At 39.7% G+C, this 23,568-nt stretch carries 7 protein-coding genes; 3 read left to right on the top strand and 4 right to left on the bottom strand.

Translation table 11 applies throughout. From position 1 onward, the window contains the following. Positions 1-38 precede the first annotated feature (38 nt). Complete coding sequence (locus QQK09_RS17315; protein WP_284205428.1) at positions 39-14,639, top strand: T1SS-143 repeat domain-containing protein; 14,601 nt, start codon at positions 39-41, stop codon at positions 14,637-14,639. Between the two features lie 182 nt (positions 14,640-14,821). Here QQK09_RS17315 and QQK09_RS17320 read toward each other — a convergent pair whose 3' ends face one another. Continuing rightward, entirely contained in the window at positions 14,822-15,220 is a 399-nt protein-coding gene (locus QQK09_RS17320; protein ID WP_284205429.1) for a ribbon-helix-helix domain-containing protein, read from the bottom strand. A 23-nt stretch (positions 15,221-15,243) separates the two neighbouring features. Continuing rightward, positions 15,244-15,801: a DJ-1/PfpI family protein gene (locus tag QQK09_RS17325; RefSeq protein ID WP_284205431.1), complete on the bottom strand. Its 558-nt coding sequence runs from the start codon at positions 15,799-15,801 to the stop codon at positions 15,244-15,246. A 479-nt stretch (positions 15,802-16,280) separates the two neighbouring features. Between QQK09_RS17325 and QQK09_RS17330 the strand changes: the two genes are divergently transcribed. Together QQK09_RS17330 and QQK09_RS17335 are read left to right on the top strand one after the other, a co-directional pair. Beyond that, entirely contained in the window at positions 16,281-18,617 is a 2,337-nt protein-coding gene (locus tag QQK09_RS17330; protein WP_284205432.1) for an Lcl domain-containing protein, read from the top strand. Between the two features lie 89 nt (positions 18,618-18,706). Next, on the top strand, positions 18,707-19,693 hold the full coding sequence (locus QQK09_RS17335) for a YHYH protein (RefSeq protein WP_284205433.1): 987 nt from the start codon (positions 18,707-18,709) through the stop codon (positions 19,691-19,693). A 122-nt stretch (positions 19,694-19,815) separates the two neighbouring features. On the opposite strand, the gene QQK09_RS17340 is transcribed toward QQK09_RS17335, so the two are convergent. Both QQK09_RS17340 and QQK09_RS17345 read right to left on the bottom strand, forming a co-directional pair. Continuing rightward, a complete protein-coding gene (locus QQK09_RS17340; protein ID WP_284205434.1) occupies positions 19,816-21,123 on the bottom strand; it encodes a sensor domain-containing diguanylate cyclase in 1,308 nt (435 codons plus the stop codon). Positions 21,124-21,498: 375 nt separating this feature from the next. Beyond that, positions 21,499-23,289 (bottom strand): aminopeptidase P family protein, encoded by a 1,791-nt coding sequence (locus QQK09_RS17345; RefSeq protein WP_284205437.1) that lies wholly within the window; start codon positions 23,287-23,289, stop codon positions 21,499-21,501. Positions 23,290-23,568: the final 279 nt, after the last annotated feature.

The raw sequence follows: 23,568 nt of genomic DNA on the forward strand, positions 1-23,568 counted from the left end.
CCGCCACTGATAAAGATGGCGATAACAGCGATGGCGCAATGAATATTACCATCACCGATGGCACCAATGCCGCTGGTGATGATCAAGGCACAGTTACACTGACCGAAGGGGATTTAGACACGGCAGGTGATGGCGTTAATATTGGTGATACTGACACCAGTTACCCAGCGATAAAATCAGGCACCTTTGTGATTGCGGCAGGTGAAGACCGCCTTGTACCAGACTCGGTTAAAATTGATCCTAGCTTACAAGCTGATTTAATCACTGAACTACAAAATGAACTCACTTCTGGCGGTCAACCGCTGACCTTTAGTGTTAATACTAATGGTGATTTAATCGGTGAACTTGCTGACGGCACGGTTGCAGTAACCGTTGCCTTATCTGGTGCGCAGCAAGGTCAAGATATCAACGTCACAGTCGAGATTACGCAACAGCTGCCACTTGATCATAACGACACAGACACCGCAGGTTACGTGACCTTTGATGGTGATGACTTGCATATTAATGTGCCAGTACAAGCAACCGATACCGATGATGATGATTTAGATAAGCCTGCAAATATTGAAATCATTATCAGCGATGGTGCTGATGTGTACTTTGGTTTTGATAACGGTGTCATCATTAATGAATCAGCTCAAAACAACGTTATTACTGGAAATATTCCATTAAATGTTGGCTCTGATGAAATTGACTCAATTGTATTCCATTCCGTTCAACCAGAGCTAGAGGGCATTACCAGTAACGGTTTAGCAACAACCTATATTGTACAAGGTAGTATTGTTACTGTTTATGACATCACTAATACCCCAGTGTTAACAGTTACTGTCGCGACAGATGGTTCATACGAAGTGACGGTCATGGGTCCTGTGGATCAAACTGCATCAACTGATAGTATCAATATTGATTTGGCTGTCACCGCCACTGATAAAGATGGTGATGTTGCTCAAGGATCAATGGATATCACTATTATTGATGGTGATGATGCAGTTGGTGGTAACACAAATATTACTGAGTCTATGACCTTAACGGAAGGTGATCTTGATGTTGATGGAACAGGTAGCAGTTATCCTGTTAGCCAATCTGGCGAATTTGAGTTTATTGCAGGTGTAGATCGTTTACAGCCTAACTCGCTTCAAGTTGACCCTTTGCAAGTTGATGCATTGATATCAGAATTGGCTTCTGAACTTACCTCTGCTGGTCAAGCATTAAACTTTTCGTTAAATGCAGACGGTAATATTGTTGGTCGATTAAATGGAGAAGTCGCGTTAACGGTCGAACTGTCTGCATTGCAAAATGGACAAGACCTTACTGTGACGGTTGTAATCACGCAAAATCTTCCGTTAGACCATAAAAACAGCGGTGATATTGTTGGGTATATTACCTCTGACAATGATCAAATCGGCATTAAAGTACCACTTCAGGCAACCGATAGTGATGGAGATTTTCTGTTAACTCCGACTGATATCAGTATCCTTATCAATGATGGTGCTAACCCGTCATTTGCTGTTGATTCCGACGATGGTACGCTTGTTAATGAATCATCAGATTCTAGCATCGCTATACAGGGGCAATTAAATCTAGATATTGGTTCTGATACGATTAAAAGCATGTTGTTTGCTGAAACGCAACAATCCCTTGAAAACCTAACCAGTAATGGAAACGACACACGCTACGATGTGGATGGTAAGACCATCACATTATTTAATAGCGATGATCAACCGATCATGGTAATCACTGTTGAAACAGATGGAAAATATACGGTAACAGTCAGTGGTCCGATTGATCAGCAAGATAGCTTATCAACAGATTTGAACTTAGCGGTTACTGTGACTGATCAAGATGATGATAGCGCATCAGGTACAATGAAGATTAGCATTACCGACGGAATTAATGCCGCCGGTGGTGAAACTGCGAACGTTGAAATAACCGAACCGCTGTTAAGTCCAAACGATTACCCAATGTCGGCTGATACTAATATCACGCTGTCTGCAGGATCTGATCGCCTTGATGTTGATACAGTAGGCATTGATTTAACACAGAAAGATGCATTAATTGATGAGTTAAAAGCAGAGCTAACTTCAGGCGGTGAAGCGCTGATATTTACGTTAGAAAGTGGAGCGCTAGTTGGCAAACTTGCAACTGGAGAGACTGCTGTTAGCATAATCGTAACGTCAGTCCAAGATGGTCAAAATGTTACTAGCACAATAAAAATCGAACAGTTTTTACCACTGGATCATAATCCATCTGGTAATAGCGCGGGATTTGTCAGCGAAAATGGCGATAGCATTGCAATCAATATTCCTCTGCAAGGTAAAGATACCGATGGTGATAGCTTAGATAATCCTGCTGTTATAACGGTTACTATTAAAGATGGTCAAGTACCATCATTTGGAGATGACTCTGGTATTTCACTTAATGAACAAGGTGATGAAAATAGTATATTGTCAGGCTCTATTATTGTTAATACTGGTAGTGATGCCATTGAATCAATCCTCTTTGATGCTGCTGATACACAATCTGCTTTTAATGGTGTTACCAGCAATGGTAACCCAACAACTGTTCATGTTGATGGTGATCAGTTACTGTTGAAAGATAGTGGTGGCAACACGGTACTTGAAGTTAACATCAATATTGATGGCACTTACACTGCGAAAATCACCGGAGAGTTAGATCAGAGTGTAGGTAACAAACTCAACTTGCCTATCAATGTGACCGTCACAGATGATGATGGCGATAGCGCTAAAAGCAGTATCAATATTGAAGTCATTGATGGCCTTGATGCTACTGGCGGTCAACGTCTCGATATAACGGCAATTGAAGGAGATCTTGAAACGGTAAGTGGTGGCTCGACCTACATAAAAACCACCTCTGGATCCTTTGAAATAGCCGCAGGTGAAGATCGTCTTGACCCCACTACAGTAAGTCTAGATTCAACACAAACATCCACACTTATTGCAGAGCTAGAATCGACTTTAACCTCTGCGGGTGAAAATTTACAATTCATCCTGAGTAATGATGGTACTACTTTAGTGGGTACTACTCGAGTTGGCGGTGATATTGCCGTAACCATTACATTAACAAGTATGCAAAATGGCGATGGAATTGATGTCAACGTTGAGTTCAAGCAACACTTGCCATTGGATCATAATAAAGTAACTGATAGTTTTGGCTTGGTGAAAAGCAATGGTGATGACATTACCATTAGCTTGCCAGTACAAGCACAAGATACCGATGGAGATAACTTAGTAACTTCTGCTAACGTAGATATTACCATTCAAGATGGTGATGATCCTGCTTTTGCAGTTGATGACGTTAAAGTGATTACTGAAACTGAAGGCAGTCAAACTATCACTTCAGAGATTGGACTTGATGTCGGTAGTGATGTCATTGCTAAGGTTGAATTTGATACTGTGCAGGCGTCGCTTGATGGTTTAATCACTAACGGTCAATCAACAAGTTATAAAGTCGAAGGGAACGTGATCACCGTTAGTATTAAAGACGGCGTAAATGATGGCGATCCCGTACTTACGATCACCATCAATAAAGATGGGACCTATACAGTTAAACAAGATGAACCACTTGAGCAAGATAATAATGCACAAGATGAGATTGCTCTGAGCTTGGGAGTGTTAGCAACCGATAATGATGACGATGTAAGTAATCAAGGTAAAGTACTGATTACCATCAAAGATGGTTTGGATGCGACTGGTGAAAATATATCTGCAAATCTAACTGTTATAGAGGGACAGGCTGTACTACCAGATGTTGGCGTGAGTTTTCCAACGACAGGCACTGCAGAGTTTACTGTAGAAGCCGTTAACGAGAATTTAGTTGCTGATACGATGCGTGTTGAGGACAGCGTGCGTGATGCACTTTTAATCGAATTAAATAACCTAACATCAGACGGTGAAGCGCTAACATTTACGTTTAGCACTGATACTGATGGCATGATTACCATTGTAGGCTCAACTGCAACCACACCAAGTGGTAGTACTGAAATATTACTCGTTACACTAACACCAGAGCAAAAAATTAACGGACATGTTGAAGTCAGTATGTCCATTAAGCAAAGTGGGGCACTTGACCATAACAATAACTCGGGTACTTACGTAAAACTAAGTGATGATAAAATCACTGTTGATATTCCTGTGCAAATGCGTGATTCAGACGATGATCCGCTTATTCAACCTGTCAATGTAAAAGTCACTATCAGTGATGGGGCGAATGCAAGTGGTAATGAAACGGCTAAGGTGGAAATCACCGAACCGGGATTAAGTCCAAATAATTACCCTGTCTCTGCAGACACTGATATAACATTATCTGCCGGTGCAGATCGTCTGCTTGCCAGCACAGTTGGCATTGATCCACTACAGAAAGATGCTTTAATTAATGAGTTAAAAGCAGAGCTTACTTCTGGTGGTGAAGCACTGATATTTACACTCGATAATGGCGTGTTAGTGGGTAAACTTTCTGGTGGAGAGATTGCGGTCAGCATTAGGGTGACCTCAATACAAAATGGCCAAGATGTTACTAGCACAATAGAAGTCGAACAGTTTTTACCGCTGGATCAAAATACCTCTGGTAATAGTCTTGGATTTGTCAGCGAAAATGGCGATAGTATTGCAATCAAAGTTCCCCTACAAGGTCAAGATCGTGATGGTGATAGCTTAGATAATCCCGCCGTTGTAACGGTAACAATCAATGATGGTCAAGCGCCATCATTTGGCCTTGATTCGGGTATTTTACTGAATGAAGAAAGCAATGAAAATGATCTGTTATCAAGCAGTATTGTGGTTAATACCGGCAGTGACGAAGTCAAATCAATTACCTTTGATGCAGCCAATATGCAATCTGGGTTTGATGGAATTACTAGTAATGGTAATCAAACAGAGGTTTATGTTGATGGTGATCAGTTACTGCTAAAAGATAGCAATGGCAACACCGTGCTGGAAATTAATATTGATGTTAATGGCAATTACACTGCGAAAATTACTGGTGAATTAGATCAGGTTGTTAATAACGAACTTAACTTTCCGATCAAGGTGATCGTAACCGATTCTGATGATGATAGCGCGAACGGTATCATCAATATAAAAGTAACTGATGGCGATGATGCAATAGGTGGTCAGAACCTTGTTATGACTGTTGTTGAAGGAGATCTTGAAACTTCAAATGGTGGTTCTAGCTATCCTAAAAACAGCGCGGCTTCCTTTGATATCGGTGCTGGGGAAGATCGTCTCGACCCAAGTAAGGTTAGCCTAGATTCGACACAACTAGATGCGTTGATTGATGAGTTAGAGTTAACCTTAACCACAGCGGGTGAAAGCTTAGAGTTCATACCGAGTTTAGATGGTAAGTCATTAGTCGGAACCACAACACCTGGCGGTCAGGTTGCAGTGACCATTACCCTGTCTGGCACTCAGCTTGCTGACGGTGATGGTATAAAAGTGAATGTTGATTTTCAACAAAGCTTGCCATTGGATCATAACAATGCATTCGATAACAGTGGTTTTGTTCAAACTGTTGGTGACGACATTACCATTAGTGTACCTGTGCAAGCATTAGATACAGATGGGGATGATTTAGTCACAGCGGCTAAAGTAGATATCACTATCAAAGATGGTGATGATCCAGTTTTTGCTATTGATGACATTAAAATAATAACAGAGACAGAAGGTAGTCAGACTATCAGTTCAGATATTGGACTGGATGTCGGTAGTGATGCTATCGCTAATATTGACTTTAATGCAGTGCAGGCTTCACTTGTTGGTTTAACCACTAACGGACAAGCAACAAGTTATAAAGTCGACGGGAACGTGATCACTGTTAGTATTAAAGACGGCGTAAATGATGGCGACCCCGTACTTACGATCACTATCAATACAGATGGTACTTATACAGTTAAACAAGATGAACCACTTGAGCAAGATAATAATGCACAAGATGAGATTGCTCTGAGCTTGGGCGTGTTAGCAACCGATAATGATGACGATGTTAGTAATCAAGGGCAAGTGCTTATTACTATCAAAGATGGTTTAGATGCGACTGGTGAAGGTGTAACGGCGAGAGTAAGAGTAGTAGAAGGAGATATCGAAAATCCTTCCAATAACCGCGGTTACCCATCAACAGGTACTGCTAACTTTACCGTTGAAGCCCTGAACGATAATTTAGTTGCTGATACAACGCGTATACAACCTGCTGTACAAGCAGCATTGTTAGCAGAATTGAACGATTTAACATCTAATGGCGAAGATCTGGCATTTACTTTTAGTACAGATATTAATGGCTTGATAACTATTACTGGCTCGACGGCAACCATACCGAGCACTGAAATTTTACAGATAACACTAACACCTGAACAACAAATTAACGGTGATGTAAAAGTAAATATGCTCATTGAGCAAAGTGGACCTCTGGATCATAACAATGATTCGGGTCGCTTCGTGAAACTAAACAGTGATAAAATCACTGTTAGGATTCCTGTGCAGATGAGTGATTCAGATGGAGACGCACTTGATAAACCAGTTAATGTAATAGCGGTTATCAAAGATGGCGATGATCCTAAATTTGGTGCTGACAGCACTATTAACTTAAATGAAGGAAATAATGGCATCGTTTCTGGCTCTGGACAAATTGATGTTGACACCGGAAGTGATCAAGTTGTTAAGGTGTACTTTGATGAGACCCAATCTTCGTTAAATAACTTAACCAGTAATGGTCAAGCAACTGCCTTTACAGTGAGTGCTGATGGTAAAACGTTACTGGTCACATTAGCTGCAAATACTAGTGTAGAAGTGATGAAAATCACGGTTGATATCAACGGAAATTACCAAGTTGAGCAAACACAACCGATCGACCAAGTTGATGATCCAACGAATGATCAAGAAACCATCATTATTGATGTATTCGCAGATGATGTAGATGGTGATTCCAGTTTACCTGGACATATCAATATTGTGGTTAATGACGGTATGAATGCCATCGGTGGTCAAACGGGTTCGATTATCATCTCTGAAGGTGATTTAACCCCTGCAGGAATCGATGGCTACCCTGTAACTGGTACTACTCAGATTAGTGTTATAGCGGGTGTAGATCGCCTTGACCCTGATACTGTCGAAATCGACAGCGATACTGTTAATGCATTAATTATTGAACTACAAAATGAATTAACAGCAGGTGGTGTTGCTATTACCTTTACCTACAGTAACGGTATATTAACAGGTGTTACAGGTAATGTTGAAGTGATGAGCATTGCGGTAACAGCAGCTCAAAATACTACTAACGATAAAGATGTAGAGGTGACTCTTAGCATTACACAAAACCAACCACTGGATCATCAAGGTGGAAATAGCGATGGCATGGTATCAACGGATGGAGATCAGATTAAGATCACTGTACCTGTGCAAATAAAAGATACTGACGGAGATAAATTAGATTCCGCTATTTCCGTTGGAATCACTATTAATGATGGTGATGATCCGTTAGTTACTGCTTTTGAGCCGATTGTTGTTGATGAAAGTGCATTAAATAATGAAGGTTCTAATCCATCAAGCAATGATGAAAAAGCAAATGGGAAAATTACGGTTGATAGTGGTAGTGATGAAGTGACTGATTTTATTATTGACGTTGCTACTTTTAATCAACAAAATACAGGTGCTCTGCTGTCAAATGGCCAGCAAATAACGCTATCTTATAACACTAGTGCTGATCAGTATGAAGGTAAGGTTGGCAATAGCACTATTTTTGTCGTCACGCTCAGTAACAGTGGTGAATATGAGTTTACCCTAAAAGACAATATTGACCATAAAGAGGGCACTGCAACAGATCTTCAACAAGTTATCACCTTACCGATACAAGCTGTTGATCAAGATGGTGATAAGAGTATTACGGTTAATGTACCTATTACTATTAAAGATGATCAGCCAAGTGGTACAGATGTGACCTTAAGTACTGTTGAAGGTCAGTGGACTGGCACTGCTGATGTACTTGCGGATAGCAATGTAGGTGCTGACGGCGCTAAAGTGACCTCGGTTATTATTGATGGTGTTGAACGTAACCTTATCGGAATAGAAGATAATACTTTCATAGTGCTTGACGATTCTTCACCTCAAGTAGAGCTAGGTACGCTTTACATTAATGCCAATGGCGATGTTAAATTCCAGTCAAATCCCAATTTACCACATGATATAGAAGAAATTACTGAGACGATTACTGTCAATATCACAGATGGTGATGGTGACACTGACAGCAGTATTATTACCTTAAAAATTAGTGATCAGGATGCCACATTAAGCACTAGTAATAGTAGCGGTTTTGAAGACAACAGCAGCCCATCTGACAGTATTGATGCTAATTATCAAGGCATTGTTATCAATATGGAAATTAATGCTGGTGATATTGACCGTGGTGAATCTGTGGATACGGTTACCATTACACCAGTGGGTGATATGCACGGTGACTTTATCTTTAATGGTGCAGTAATTATTCCAAATGTTGATGGTTCAATTACCCTTGGGGAAGATGCCTTCGTCGTTAATGGGAATATATTCACATTAACCGGCGTGACCTTTATGCCTGACGAAGACTTCTCAACCATTAATGGTGATTTGAACTTCGATGTAAGTGCTGAAATTATCAATACAGATGGTAGTAAACATCCCGGTATGACAGGTAGCTTTACCATACATGTCGACGGAGTCGCTGATATTCCAACATGGGATGATGCAAATACCACCTACCACTATACCGTTACGGAAGACACCGATAGCGTTGACTTAAATTTAACGGCAATACTTGAAGATGACGATGGTGCTAATACCAGTTCAGAAGATCTGTATTACTTCATTACCATCAAACAGGGTGAAGGTACTTTAGTTGGTGATAACTTAGATGAAACCGCTATTGGTTCGAACATCTATAAAGTGCCTGCTGAAGATATAGGATCTGTTCAAGTGACCCCTGCTGAGAACTTCAGTGGCGACATTAAACTCGATGTGTACGCGCAGAGTGAAGAGCGTGATAACAGTGATACGGCTGATTCAGTAGTGAAAGAGATCATCATTAACGTCATCCCAGATGCTGATCAAGTTACCATCAAAGTGAAACGTATTGAATCCGATGAAGATCAGTTGATTGACTTAAAAGATCACATTTTCTTAACGCCTGAAAGTGATAATGATGATGGTTCAGAGCAAGCCTTTGTACGCATAGATGGCCTACCTACAGACGCTATCTTGTTGTTTGATGGACAAGCATTAGTTGCCGATGTTGATGGGAAATATGAAGTTTCTTACGATGATATTGATAAACTACAGCTAAAACCAATTCCCGAGAGTAATGTTGATTTTACTATAAAAGTGGAAGGCGTAATCAAAGATACAGCGACAATCACAAACCCTGATGGTACAACCACAACAACGGTAGTCAATGAATATGTTACGGCAGAGCAAACCGTTGAAGTTGACTTAACCGGTGTTGCTGATGATCCGAACTTTGATTTTACCAATACAGCATGGACTGCACTAACCGATGGTCGTACTGGACTCGAAACGACCATTGATCAAGATAACTCTGCCGTTTTTGACTTCACTGTCATGTCAAGTGAACACGTATTAGCGCCTACTGACAATTCAGAAACACTGAGCTTGGTTATTTCTAATCTTCCTGAGGGTGTAACTGTTTTTGATGCCAACGGCAATGAACAATCGCTGGTTTATGTCGGTACTGATGCCAATGGTCATCCTAAATATGAAGTGAATCTTGATACTATAAATGGCATTACGATAACGCCACCATTAATGAGTACCGCTGATATCGATCTTGATGTGCGATTGGTGGTGACAGAAAACGACGGTGATAGTAAATCCTTTGATGGTCACTTGGTTATCCATGTTGAACCGATGGTTGATGCAACAGATTACAGCAAAAACTCAAATGGTAATGAAGATAACTTTGTTAATTTAAATTGGCAACCTGAGCTGATTGATAGTAAGGAAGTGATTACCGGCTTGGTGATTAAAGATCTACCTGCAGATTATGAATTGTACATAGGTAATACCTTAATCGCTTCTGGCGGTGGTGAGATCACCTTAACAGCAGCACAAGTTGTTCAGATCACAACCGATGGACAATCACTGCGTGTTATAGCCCCCGAAGATTCAGATGTTGATATTACATTGAAAACACAAGTGACAATCACAGAAGTAGATGTCGATTCAACAGTGACGGATGTGAAAAACATTGAAGGCACACTTAACGTTAATATAAATGCAGTTGTTGAAAACGATGGCATCTTAGCGATGGTCGATAATAATAGTGATGTGACAAATATAATTAACAGTGATGCAAATGGTGTTATCGACATCAATATTAATACAACAGGCGATCAAGCATTTACTAATGGGTTAAGTTTCATTGAAGATGATCTGAGCAGTGCTGAAGTGATTGAGAAAGTAATTATTACCTTAGTCGATAGCAATGGTAATACCATCACAGATCAAAACACCCTAGATCAATTTTTAGTGACAGGCGGGATTAATGACGGTGATGGTAGCTGGACGGTTCCACAATCTGAACTGGATAATCTACAAATTATTGCAACCGTTGCTCAGACATCGCCTGTCTATGTGCGTATATCGGCTGAAATTCGTGACCTAGGTGATAATAATGAAGGCGATTCCAGTAGTGCTGTCATAAAAGAAGTTGATAGCGTTATTGAGCTTGATTTCCAAGGCGTATCAGGTGGTAGCGAGTTAGCTGGAAATATTGATATTGATAATGATGTCATCATTATTGGTAGTGAAGATAAATTACTTGATTTTGGTGATCAATTAAATGCATTTATCTCTATCAGCACGGATCTTTCAGAGCAAAGTAATGATGTATTTACGCTTGTCATTAGTGGTTCAGCGCTTCCTAGTAATGCATCTATTACAGGTGCCGAATATAACTATGAAACAGATGAGTATGTACTTAACGTAGATGTGGATTCAACAGGTGCAGTTGATTTCTCTGCATTGGGTATTCAATTACCTCAAGACTTTTCCGGTGATTTTGAACTCGATGTTAAATATGTCAATACTGATAATGTCAGTGGTGATGTGCAAGAGGTCTTTGGCACAATTCCTGTTAAGGTTAACCCTGTTGTGGATATCCCTAGTAATTCACAAATCGGAGAGAGCACACCAGAAATTGAGATTAATGTTGTTAAGACAGATGGACTAGATAGCGATAAACAACCAATAACAGATGGCAGTGCGGATGTTGATTATACGGATGTTGCCTATGAAGATGGTGTGATTACGCTTGATTTAAGTGTCGCCCTTGCTGATAACAGCAGCACTTTGAACCAAGGGTTGGAAACCGTGACTTCAGTAACGCTCACTGTTGATGCTACAAACGGTTTCTTTGTTGAATCCGATGGTTCATTAGTTTCTGAAATTACGCTACTTGAAGCAGAATTGAATAATATTCAATTCAAACCAGAAGAGGACTTCAGTGGATCTGTCAGTGTTGCTGTGAAAGTTGATATTACAGATACAGTAAACTTCGACCAAATCGGCGGTTCAGCATCTGATAGTGGTTCTTACTCTACTAATGTAAGTTTTGACGTTGTCGCTGTTAATGATGCAGTAACTTGGACAGGACCTGATAAAATTATCGGTCAAGAAGACGCTGGCGGTATCTCACTGACCGGTGTTGGTGGTTCGATTGTTGATGTTGATGACTCAGAACAAATCCTGTCTATAAAACTGACAGGGGTACCTGATGACTTCATTATTGAGGGGGCTGCTAATAACAGTAATGGAGAATGGAGTATTTCGGTACCAGCGAATGCAACCACGTTCAATTTAGATAATATCAAAGTAATTCCACCTGAAGACTTCAGTGGTGAAATTGAATTAAATGTGGTTGTTTACAGTAAAGAAGACTCATTAGATGAAGTTGCAGAAAATACAACCCCTCTTATTATTGATGTACAACCAGTGGCTGACCGCGTTGACACTGATATAGAAACAGAGGTAACGGGAACAGAAAATGATATTGCAGGTATTGAGTTAATCTTAAATATTGAAGCTTTTGATGATGCCAATAGTTACCTAGGAAGCGGGTCAAATGTGATAGAGAAAGGCCCAGAAAGCCTACAAATTACCTTGAATAATATCCCCGATTCTAGTTCGATTATTTTGCCAAGTGGTGTAATAGGCACGGTAACCAATAATGGCGGTGGTAGTTGGTTAGTGACGGTTGAATCTTCAGACCTTGATAAATTAATTTTCCACCCAGGTGATGCCAATAACGTTAACTGGGACGGTAATATTGATGTTGATATCCGTGCAGTCGATAACGGTGTTGTAGCGGATGATAGTATCGCGATAGATGAAACAATCCATGTAGAGATTGAAGCTGATAATGATGCCCCAGAAAATGTCATTCCAACTAATTTAATAGCTGATGAAGATGTTCCTTTATTAATTAACAGCTTAAAAGTGGTTGATGTAGACGCTGAAGAAACGCCAGATAGTGACATCACAGTGACCCTGAATGTTGGTGATGGCACGTTGAATGTTCCTGATAGTTTCGATTGGGATGCATTAGGTTTAACCGTGACAGGTGAAAGCTCAGAGACATTAGTTATTATGGGCAGCCTTGCAGATATCAATGCGTTATTAGCAAGTGGTGTTGAATATACCGGTGATGCTAATTTCAATGGTGACGATACTCTGACCATGACAACCAATGATCAGGCTAATTCAGGTATTGGCCCGGTAGATGGATTGACTGACAGCGACAGTATCACTATAACCGTTAATCCGGTGAATGATGCACCTGTCAATACAGTACCTGATGCTGTCATTGCGGAAGAAGATGGCAGTACTGTTATAACAGGCATGCAAATTAGTGATGTCGATTTTATCGAATCAGGAACGACGGGCGCTATGTCTGTTACCTTGAGTGTGGCTAACGGTAATCTAAGTGTTGATGTACCTGTTGGAAGTAGCGTTGTGGTGACAGATCAGGGAACTGACTTGGTGGTAATCTCAGGTTCAATAGACGAGATAAATGCAGTACTCACTAATGGAGTCACTTATCAAGGTGATGCGAACTTTAGCGGTGCAGATGAACTGACAATGACGACCCATGATGGGGGGAATGTCGGATCAGGGAGTGACGATACTGCGATCAGCAAAGTAGCGGTTACTGTAACACCGAAAGTTGATATACCGACCTTATCGCTGAACAACAGTTTTATTCAAACTTCAGCAATACGTGCTTCAAGCAACACGATGATTCCATTATTAGGATTGATTGCAATCGCAACCGATGCCTCAGAAATTTTGACAATTGAGGTGCGTAATTTAGGCTCTGGACAGTTAGTAGATAGTAATGGTCAAGCGGTTGGTAGCGACTTAGGAGGTGGTGTCTGGCTGGTATTAGAGGCTGAACTCGCTGACTTACATGTGATCGGTTTGAGTGAAGGCGATGTTAACCTTGAGGTGGTGGCAGTGTCAGAAGAAACTGATGGCACTAAAGCAGAATCGGTACCTCTCGAACTCAATGTTTTCGTCGATAATCTTGCTAATACCAATAATCAAATCGGTGCTACAGCAAGCGCTGATGCAGCAAACTTGGTGATTGATAGTAGTGCTGAAGCTACCTTGCTAGGTGGAGATGGTGCGGACATATTAATTGGTGGTACGGCATCGGATATTCTTATTGGTGGTGCTGGTGACGATATACTTTGGGGCGGGGATCAATTCGGTACAGGTGATGCTGTCAAAGATAGCTTTGTATGGCAAAGCGGTGACTTTGGGGTTGTTGGCAGTGCTGCGACAGATACCATTATGGACTTTGAAGTCGGTGTAGATAGCATTGATTTAACAGATGCATTCACCTCATTTGACTCAATGTCTCTGAGCGAGTTGAGTAACATTATTAAGTTGACCGGTAATGGTGTCGATTCAACGCTTGAAATTTACGATGACCAAGGTGGTTTGATTCAAAATATTGTCCTTAATGGGGTAACAGAATCGGCACTATTAGGTAGTGATCCCGCAAGCATGTCTGATGAAGATAAGTTAGGTGCTTTACTTAACAGTGGGCAACTTGATGTTGCGGAGAACTTTGGTAATAAAGACAGTGATATTTTGAATGCAGATAATAGTGGTGAAAGTCTATATGGTTTTGATGGCAGCGATACACTTATGGGGGGAACTGGTGAGGATATGCTATTTGGCGGAGAGGGGGCTGATATCCTTTCTGGTGGAGAAGGTAACGATATATTAGCGGGTGGTAACGATAATGACCTGTTTACCTGGGAAAATAATGCTTCTGGTATTGATACCATTACTGATTTCAAACTCGATGAAGATCAGCTTGATTTATCACAAATATTATCCGATGGCGACTATGATAAATTCACCTTGGATGATCTGTTACTACACAGTAATTCCGGTGATTTGACTGCAAGTTATGACGCTGAGGGTAACGTCAACCTGACGGTTAAAACTGAAGATCAAAAAGAACAGGTTATTGTGCTTGATAATATTGATGCTTCAAGTCTTGGCGGCGCTAGTAGTGCTGATATTCTGAATCAATTATTCAGCCATGATGCTTTTAAGGTTGATCCGAATACATAATAGTAAAGGAGTTAACAAGGTGAACATTATACCTAACTGCGTTGTGGGTTTTATAATGAACTATTTTGAGTGATAAAACTGACCCAGTTAAGGCAAAATTGTCTTAACTGGGTATTATAAATTTCAAGAGAAAATCAATTTCAGGTTAGGCTTGATAGAGTTTTTTATTGTATTTTGTCATGCTAATTGATTAAATTATTGGTCGTGTTAGCAGCAAATAGTACTTTGCGTTGTTTGTTACGTAGTTGTTCTTGTTCAATGATATTCTTTGCGTCTATATCACTCAAAGGCAATTCAATTTCACGTGAAAGCGCACCATCAGCAATTAACGATAAATAGCGTGAGCAGCATACACGTAAAAATGAAGTGAAGTTTCCAATGTCGTGATCAGCGTCAAGCGCTTCGAGGTATAGTTTAGAGATAGCCTGATTGACGGTCATTTTGTCTCTAAATGACAACTCTTCCAATGTATTCCAAAAGAACACTTCTAAACGAATTGATGTAACCACGCCTTGAATACGCAATGATTTGGTTTTGCTAACCCACAATTCGCTATCTGCATGGATAAAAAGATGACACATATATACCTCTCAATTGATTGTATCTATAGCAGTGCTACAAATTGCATCAACATGGCGGGATGAGCTGGCCAAGCAGGTGCGGTGACTAATTGTCCATCTGTTATTGCTGCATCCATAGGTAATTCGACATATTCGGCGCCAGACATCTCTATTTCTGGCTGACAAGCTGGATAAGCAGATACTTTTTTACCTTTTATTACACCTGCTGCAGTCAGTAATTGTGGTCCGTGACAGATCGATGCAATGGGTTTATCACTGTTCGAAAAGTGTTGAATTATCTCAATGACTTTTGCATTTAAACGTAAATATTCTGGTGCACGACCACCCGGTAAATACAAGCCATCGTAATCACTCACATTAATGTCGTCGAAACATGCATTAAGTGCAAAGTTGTGACCGCGTTTTTCAGAATAGGTCTGATCGCCTTCAAAATCATGGATTGATGTGGCAATCAGTTCACCTGTTTTTTTCCCGGGGCATACGGCATCAACGTCATGCCCCATCGCCAGCAGGGCTTGAAAGGGAACCATATTTTCATAATCTTCAACAAAATCACCGGTAATAATAAGTACTTTAGCCATTATTTATTCCTCAATGCATTTAACGAAAAGAGCTGAGTTAATAGACCTATAAATCTATAAAGCTCAACCTAAACTTCGCTGATGATTACACCATGTATGAATAACGCTAAGGTAATATGTTAATACTACATTGCAACGATATCGATGGAAGCCCCATTATCTGTATCGTTAACTTTCAATTGCAAGAGCATGGTCACATAAAATTAACGTTTCATTAACAATTTTCTGGTGTTCGTCAATCTGCATAATTGTCATGCAAATCTTTTGAAAATTTCAATATGTTACATTAAATGTGTCAAAGTGTGTCTAAGCGCTATATTGACACAAACTGTTGCAACATAATCTCTTTCAGACAAACATCAGACAATCATAACTGCTTAAATATAAACTGAAAATTGATAGTCTATGTCGCGTATTTAACGTTTATAAATAAGTTGATTGTACGCATTACAATGCCATTATAAATGGAAGTTATTCTTATGAAGAAAATGATGATTGCACTTATTTTATCGGGCAGTACATTGCTCAATATAGCCAGTGCACAGGAGCAACTCACGGCAACAATAATCGGCTCTGGCTCGCCTGTTTTTAACGAAAATAGAGCTAGTGCAGGGGTGTTAGTTTCAGTTGGCGATACTAAAATATTAGTGGATATGGGTAATGGAACTCAAGCGAATCTGAATAAGTTAGGCATTAGAATTCGTGATTTATCTGGTTTGTTTTTTACTCATCATCATCTTGATCATAATGAAGAATTTGTGCCTATATTTATCCAATCTTTGATGGGCGGAAATAAGTTTACGGTTGTCGGTCCACCAAACACTGTAAAACTTTCAGAGACAAACTTGGTTCTTTATGAAGAGGATATCGCATATCGCTTAGGTAAAACCAAAAGAACGATTGAGGGAACGCGAACGTTTTTTGATGCTAGAGACTTAACTGGTGGGGAATCATTTACGGTTGGAGATATCAATATCAGCACATTAGAGGTGCCGCATGCTATCCATACTGTTGCTTACCGATTTGATTATGATGATCAATCAGTGGTTATCACCGGTGATCTCACTTATTCGGAAGCGTTACCTGCATTTGCTAAAAATGCTGATTATATGATCATCGACTCAGGTGGCATGATCATGAAGGATGCACGTAATAGAAAGAAAAACAGTAAAAATTCACCACAAAATGGACAAAAAAAGAGTAAAAATCCACGTACACCTGCACATTTGAATTTGGATGATTCAAGTAGTATCGCTCAACAAGCCAAGGTTAAAAATTTGATTTACACACATTTCAATTCAACCTTGGTTGATACTGAAGCGAGTTTAGAGGAGATCCGTAAAATCTACAGCGGTAATGTCGTATTTGCTGAAGATTTAATGGTTATCAATAATGCGCACATTTCTGCATCACGCCCACAAAGCCAGTTTAGTTATCAAATTGTTGATACGGGACAAAAGAAATTTTATGGCAATGATGATGTCATCTCACTACCACGAGAAGGCGATGCCTTTTACGGACAAGATGCAACCTATACCATCAATGACCCATCTTATAGCGATAATAACGATGGCACCATTACAGATAATGTGACTGGCTTAATGTGGCAAAAAGAACTTGGAGAAAAAATAACTTTCGAGCAAGCACAGCAAAAAATTGAAAGTTATCAACTAGCTGGTTTTAACGATTGGCGCATTGCGACTTTAAAAGAGGCTTATTCATTAATTCAGTTTACTGGCACAGTAAAAGGCGAAACGGCATTAACCCCGTTCATTGATACACAATATTTTGAGCAACCACTTGGTGGTGCAAATCCTGGTGAGCGAGAGATTGATGCGCAGATTTGGACCAGTACAGAGTATGTCGGTAAAACCATGAATAATGATGAGACAGTATTTGGCGTGAACTTTGTTGATGGGCGAATTAAAGGTTATCCAAAATACAATCCACGTACTAAACAAGCCAATAAGATGTATTTCAGATTTGTTCGCGGCAATGAAGATTATGGAAACAACAGTTTTGTTGATAATGGCGATGCAACTATCACAGATCAAGCAACAGGGCTAATGTGGCAACAAGCAGACAGCGGCAAAGGGTTAAATTGGCAACAGTCGTTAGCGTATGCTGAAAACCTTACATTAGCAGGACATGATGATTGGCGTTTACCTAATGCTAAAGAGTTACAAAGTATCGTTGATTATACTCGTTCTCCAGAAACATCTAACTCAGCGGCTATTGATCCAATTTTCGAGATCTCTTCTATAAAAAATGAAGGGGGAGAAATAGACTATCCCTATTATTGGAGTTCAACAACTCACTTAGACGGACCTGTACCTGAAAGTGGTGCAGTCTATGTTGCATTTGGTAAAGCCTTGGGGGAGATGCATGGTGTTACCATGGATGTACATGGTGCTGGCTCTCAACGAAGTGATCCTAAAACAGGTGAGCCAATGTCAAGAGGTCCGCAGGGTGACATGATTCGTGTAGATAACTATGTGCGTGTAGTAAGAGGTGGTGACGTTAATATTCCCATGTCTGTTGTCACGGAAAAGGTGAGTCAATATTCACAGAGTGAACAGAAAGGACAGACTAGCAAACAACAGAAGAGTAATAAACCACAGCGTAAAATAGGGGGGACTAATAATAAATTTATTACTCGTTTAGATAAGAATGGTGATGGCAAAGTATCAAAATCTGAATTTAAAGGTAATGCTGCTAGGTTCAAGCAGTTTGATAAAAACAATGATGGTTACATTACTGCTGACGAAGCTCCAACAGGTCCTCCATCAGGTGAGCGTAAAAAAAATATGCAGTAATTGGTATAAAACCAAGTTGTAAGGAATATCCCACTATGGTGATTTTAGAGTGGGATAAACATATTTTTAAAAGTACAAAAGGAATTAACATGAAAAAAACAATGACCATAATGGCAATCGTTGTAAGTTTGAGTGCTTGTACTAGTGATGATCATGATCACGGGCAGGGCAGTAACCACACACATGAAACCGAAACAAGCGTAAAAGATATCACTAATCTTATATTTACCAGTACTGCTAGCAATTGTGCAGAATACGCTAATGAATATAAGTCTATCTCTAAAGACATCAATGAAAACAGCGTCTATTCAGGTAGTTTGAAAATAAGCTTAGAGGGGGATAAGTGTATTTTTACCACCAATGCGATTCCTAATCATGACTTCAATGATGCTGACAAAAGCTTCCATAATAAAGTCTCTGAGCAAGATATCACTTACACAATCCCTCAATCCCCCGTTGTAAGTAGTAAAGTAACCAAGCTTGGCTTGCGTACCGATAACGCCATTTTCTTAAATGGCGTTAAATTAGATGTAATGGCAGCGGGTTGTTTTGGGATTGGCCGCGGTTTTATTGGTTGCGGAGATGATGGACAGCCCTTTAGATATGACCCAATGTCAAAGTTAAACAGTTTTGGCGTCGATTCCCATAACGCACATACTCAACCAGATGGTACATATCACTATCACGGAAACCCTTTAGCGATGTTTTCAGAAAATAGCACGGTTGCTTCTCCTTTAATCGGCTTTGCAGCAGATGGTTTCCCGATATACGGTAGTTATTTTGATGAAAATGGCACCATTAGAAAAGCAAAATCGAGCTATGTATTTAAAGATAATGGTGGGCCAAGAGTGGATATTACTTATAAAGGGAAAACCTATTCGCCAGGTGGTGTTTATGATGGTAAATATATCGATGACTTTGTCTATAGCGCATCCTCTGGTGGAGACTTAGATCAATGTAATGGTATGACGGTTAATGGTAAGTATGCTTATTATGTAACAGATACTTATCCTTGGGTTCTAAATTGTTTTACTGGTACACCCGATAGTAGCTTTAATAAAAAAAGACGCCGTTAATCTTTGAAACGATTGGTTTAGGAAATAATTATCATGATTCATTACAACATGTTAATGAATCTTACGCTTTGAGAGTTGTACTGCCTTTTTATTAAATATTACGGCATTGTTGATATTGACCGTTAATATTTAATACAATTTCTTCCTGCTGCTTTTGCTTTATACAATAATTCATCCGCTCTATGTATTAGTTTGTCTAGCGATTCATCATTTGCTAACTCGACTATGCCTGCACTTACTGTAACGGAGGGGATTTTACAAGGGGGTGCAATGGCGTTAATTTTTTCATTGATACGTTCCATGATAACAACCGTATTCTGTAAGGATGTATGTGGGGAACAGATAACGAATTCTTCACCGCCGTATCGAAATGCAATGTCCGCATCTCTTAGTGTAGCAAGTACAATATCTGCAATGCTCACTAGCACTTTATCACCACACTCATGACCGTAGTTGTCATTGACCACTTTGAAATGGTCTATATCAAACATGATTAATGACAAGGGGGAATGATAACGGTTAGCCTGAGTTAATGCTTGAGTGCTTAGGTCATATCCGTGTCGACGAGTAAACATTGACGTTAAACCATCTTGATTGGCTAATGTGAGTAGTTTTTGTTGCGTTTCTTCGAGCTGTTTTTTTAATAATAACTCCTCAGTAATGTCTCTTGATATACCAAACAGGCCAACTATATCTCCTTGTGTATCACGAATAGCAAATTTACGGGTATCTACCCAACCTTCATTACCATTTTCATCGAGAAAAGGTTCAATCTGTTTAATATCATTCTTTTTCCCGCTCAAAATCTCGTTCTCTAATCGATAATAGATATCAGCGTGCTCTTTAGGAAAAATATCGTAATCGGTAAGACCGATATGTTGTTCACCAGAGCTGAATCCTGTGATGTTAGCCATCGCTTGACTGCTTCCAGTGAAAATATGATTTAAGTTTTTAAAATAGACAAAATCTTGAGCACTGGAAAGAATGGATAAATAGTTATTCGAGGCGGCTTTGTCTAACACCTGTTTATTTAGATTCTCTCTGGGATTTATCATTTTTACTTTATACGCGATAGTCTTTTGCTTAGTGTTGCAGTAAACCTCCTCTAATTCTATCCACACGACGATCACTGACTTATCTGATTTGATTATTCTGAGGTTAAATGCAGTTTGTATTGCTTGTCGGCCTGATAAGTAAGTGTACTGACATAAATAATGATCTTCTTCATGAATGAAATCATTCAATTCAACTATTTTTTGCTCTAAAGTACTAACACCTATTAACTGACAGATATCTGTCACTTCAACGAAAAAAACAACTAATTCATTATCTTCACTAGAAAACAAGACAGCATACTCATCCATTGAGCCTTGATCCTCAAAGGAATTGAGTATATTCATAAATTTTTTAAAATCGGGTTTGTTTTTCATTGTTTTCTCTTATAACAAACATTATTGAACTCTTCGTAATCGAGTCCAGCGTAAAGCTAATAAGCGATAAAATATTTACTTGCAAAAGCGGCTTATGCCATTTAACTAGTGAATGGAATGTTGATTTAATGGCTTAAATTGAGTATTGGTGCCCTCATTAAACATTGCAAATGTAAATCCGTACTCACAGCACAAAAATTGATTTACTTTCGAAACATTTGCTTAAAAGACGTTGTTATTAGGCAGTGGGTTTATGAAAGGAGTAATAGCCTGGATTTTCGATTATACGAAGATGACTTCTGTATTTGTAACGGCTAATTGTTCAAATTAAATTAACCGTTACTTTAATGTTTAGCAGTCTGTTACAACAACCAATTAAATAGCTTTAGTCGCATCTATTAACCAATCTAAGTCTGAACCTGTCAGTAGTGGGGCGATTTGTTCATTAACCTGTGCGTGGTAGTGATTGATCCAGTTACGTTCAACTTCTGTCAGCATTGATTTTTCAATCAAGCGACGGTCAAAGGGGACTAAGGTGAGAGTTTCAAATTCATAGAATGTTTTACCATCGTGACCATTCCCTTTTTCAACTACATATATAAGGTTTTCACAGCGAATACCGTACTCGTCTTGCTTGTAATAGCCAGGTTCATTTGACACAACCATACCTAGTTCTAGCGGCACAGAATTTGAATTTTTTGCAATACGATGTGGGCCTTCATGAACATTAAGAAAGCAACCAACACCATGGCCGGTACCATGATCGTAATCATAACCCTGTTGCCATAAAAATTGACGCGCTAATGCATCTAGTTGTCCGCCACTTGTACCTTCAGGAAATTTCATTTGTGCAAGTGCGATATGACCTTTCAATACTAAGGTGAACATTTTTTTATGTTCTTCAGATGGGGTACCGATGGCAACGGTTCGAGTGATATCCGTAGTGCCATCAAGGTATTGCGCACCAGAATCAACTAAATAGATACTATCCATCGGCAGCATAGCAGGTGTGTCGTTCATGTGGTTGTAATGACACATGGCAGCATTTGCGCCCGCTGCAGATATGGTATCAAAGCTGAGTTCAATGTAGTTTTCACCCGTTGCACGAAAATCAGTTAGTGCATCAGATAATTGAGCTTCATCGTAAAGGTTGCCTTTCGCTACTTCTGCTTCTAACCAAGAAAGAAATCGAATTTCAGCTGCAGCATCACGCATATGTGCCTGTTGCATACCCTTGAGTTCAATGCTGTTTTTACAGGCTTTAGGTAATGCCACCGGATCACTACCAGACAGTAACATTGCGCCTGCTTGTTGTGCTGTTAATTGACTAAATGCATTGGTTGTTTCTGGATCTGCTAGTATCGTTAAGCCTTGTTGACCAAGTGCTTGATAAGAGGCTGTTGATTGTGATTCTTCAACAATGGTGACGCCTTCACCAACGTGTTCAGCAAAGCCCATTGGAATTTTGTCTGGATCGGTAAAAAATGTCATGCTGCCATCTTTAGCTAATATTGCGCTACCTAAGATAACGCAGAAACAGTGAATATCTTTCCCACGAATATTTAATAACCAAGCAATAGAGTCTAATGCACTGATTATGACGACATCAGCACCCTGTGCTGCAATGCAAGCACCTATCTGTTGACGTTTCTCTAAGCTCGATAAACCAGTATATTTTTGCGCCAGTAATAAACCTTTGTTTTTTGTTGGAACAGGGCGGTCTGACCAGCTTAAATCGATTGGGTTTTGTTCAACGGCAACAAGGTTGATATTTTTTTCTGTCAATGTGGCTAGACTGTCATGATACCAATTCAGATTATGTACTTTTGCATCAAAACCAATGTTTGCACCAGCACTTACCTGTTCACTCACCCACTGCATGTGTGGTGTATCAATAAGATGATAGAACTCAAAATGTTGTGCGTTGACTTGTTGTTTAACTTGGATGGTATAACGACCATCGGTAAAGATAGCGCATCTATCTTTTAAAATGATAACGGTACCGGCACTGCCAGTGAAATCACTGCACCAAAGTAAGCGTTGGTTATGTTCTGGTACATATTCACCTAAGTACTCATCGGCGCGAGGAACAACGAAAGCATCTAAATTAGCTGCGGTCATGTGCTCTCGAATGGCTATTAATTTTTGTTCGATAGTCTGAGTCATTGAGTATTCCATATGGAGATAACATTAAGAGTCAGCGAAGTGACTCGGTAGTTGATGAATAAATTTAAAAGATAAGAAACATTAACCTGTTACCATTAGGTTTGGCAATAGTAACCAGTAATTCAATGCCAAGGGCTTACTGTTTGAATAAAAAAAAGACACTTTAATCTAATTTAGAGAAATATTTTAGAGCATATTTCTAGACTCTTAGTCACGGTAGGATAAACTGCAGGCAATTCATCAAGGCATCCGATAATGTGGTGTTACAAAATAGGTACA

The sequence above is a fragment of the Psychromonas marina genome (assembly GCF_030161115.1).
Lineage (GTDB): Bacteria > Pseudomonadota > Gammaproteobacteria > Enterobacterales > Psychromonadaceae > Psychromonas > Psychromonas marina.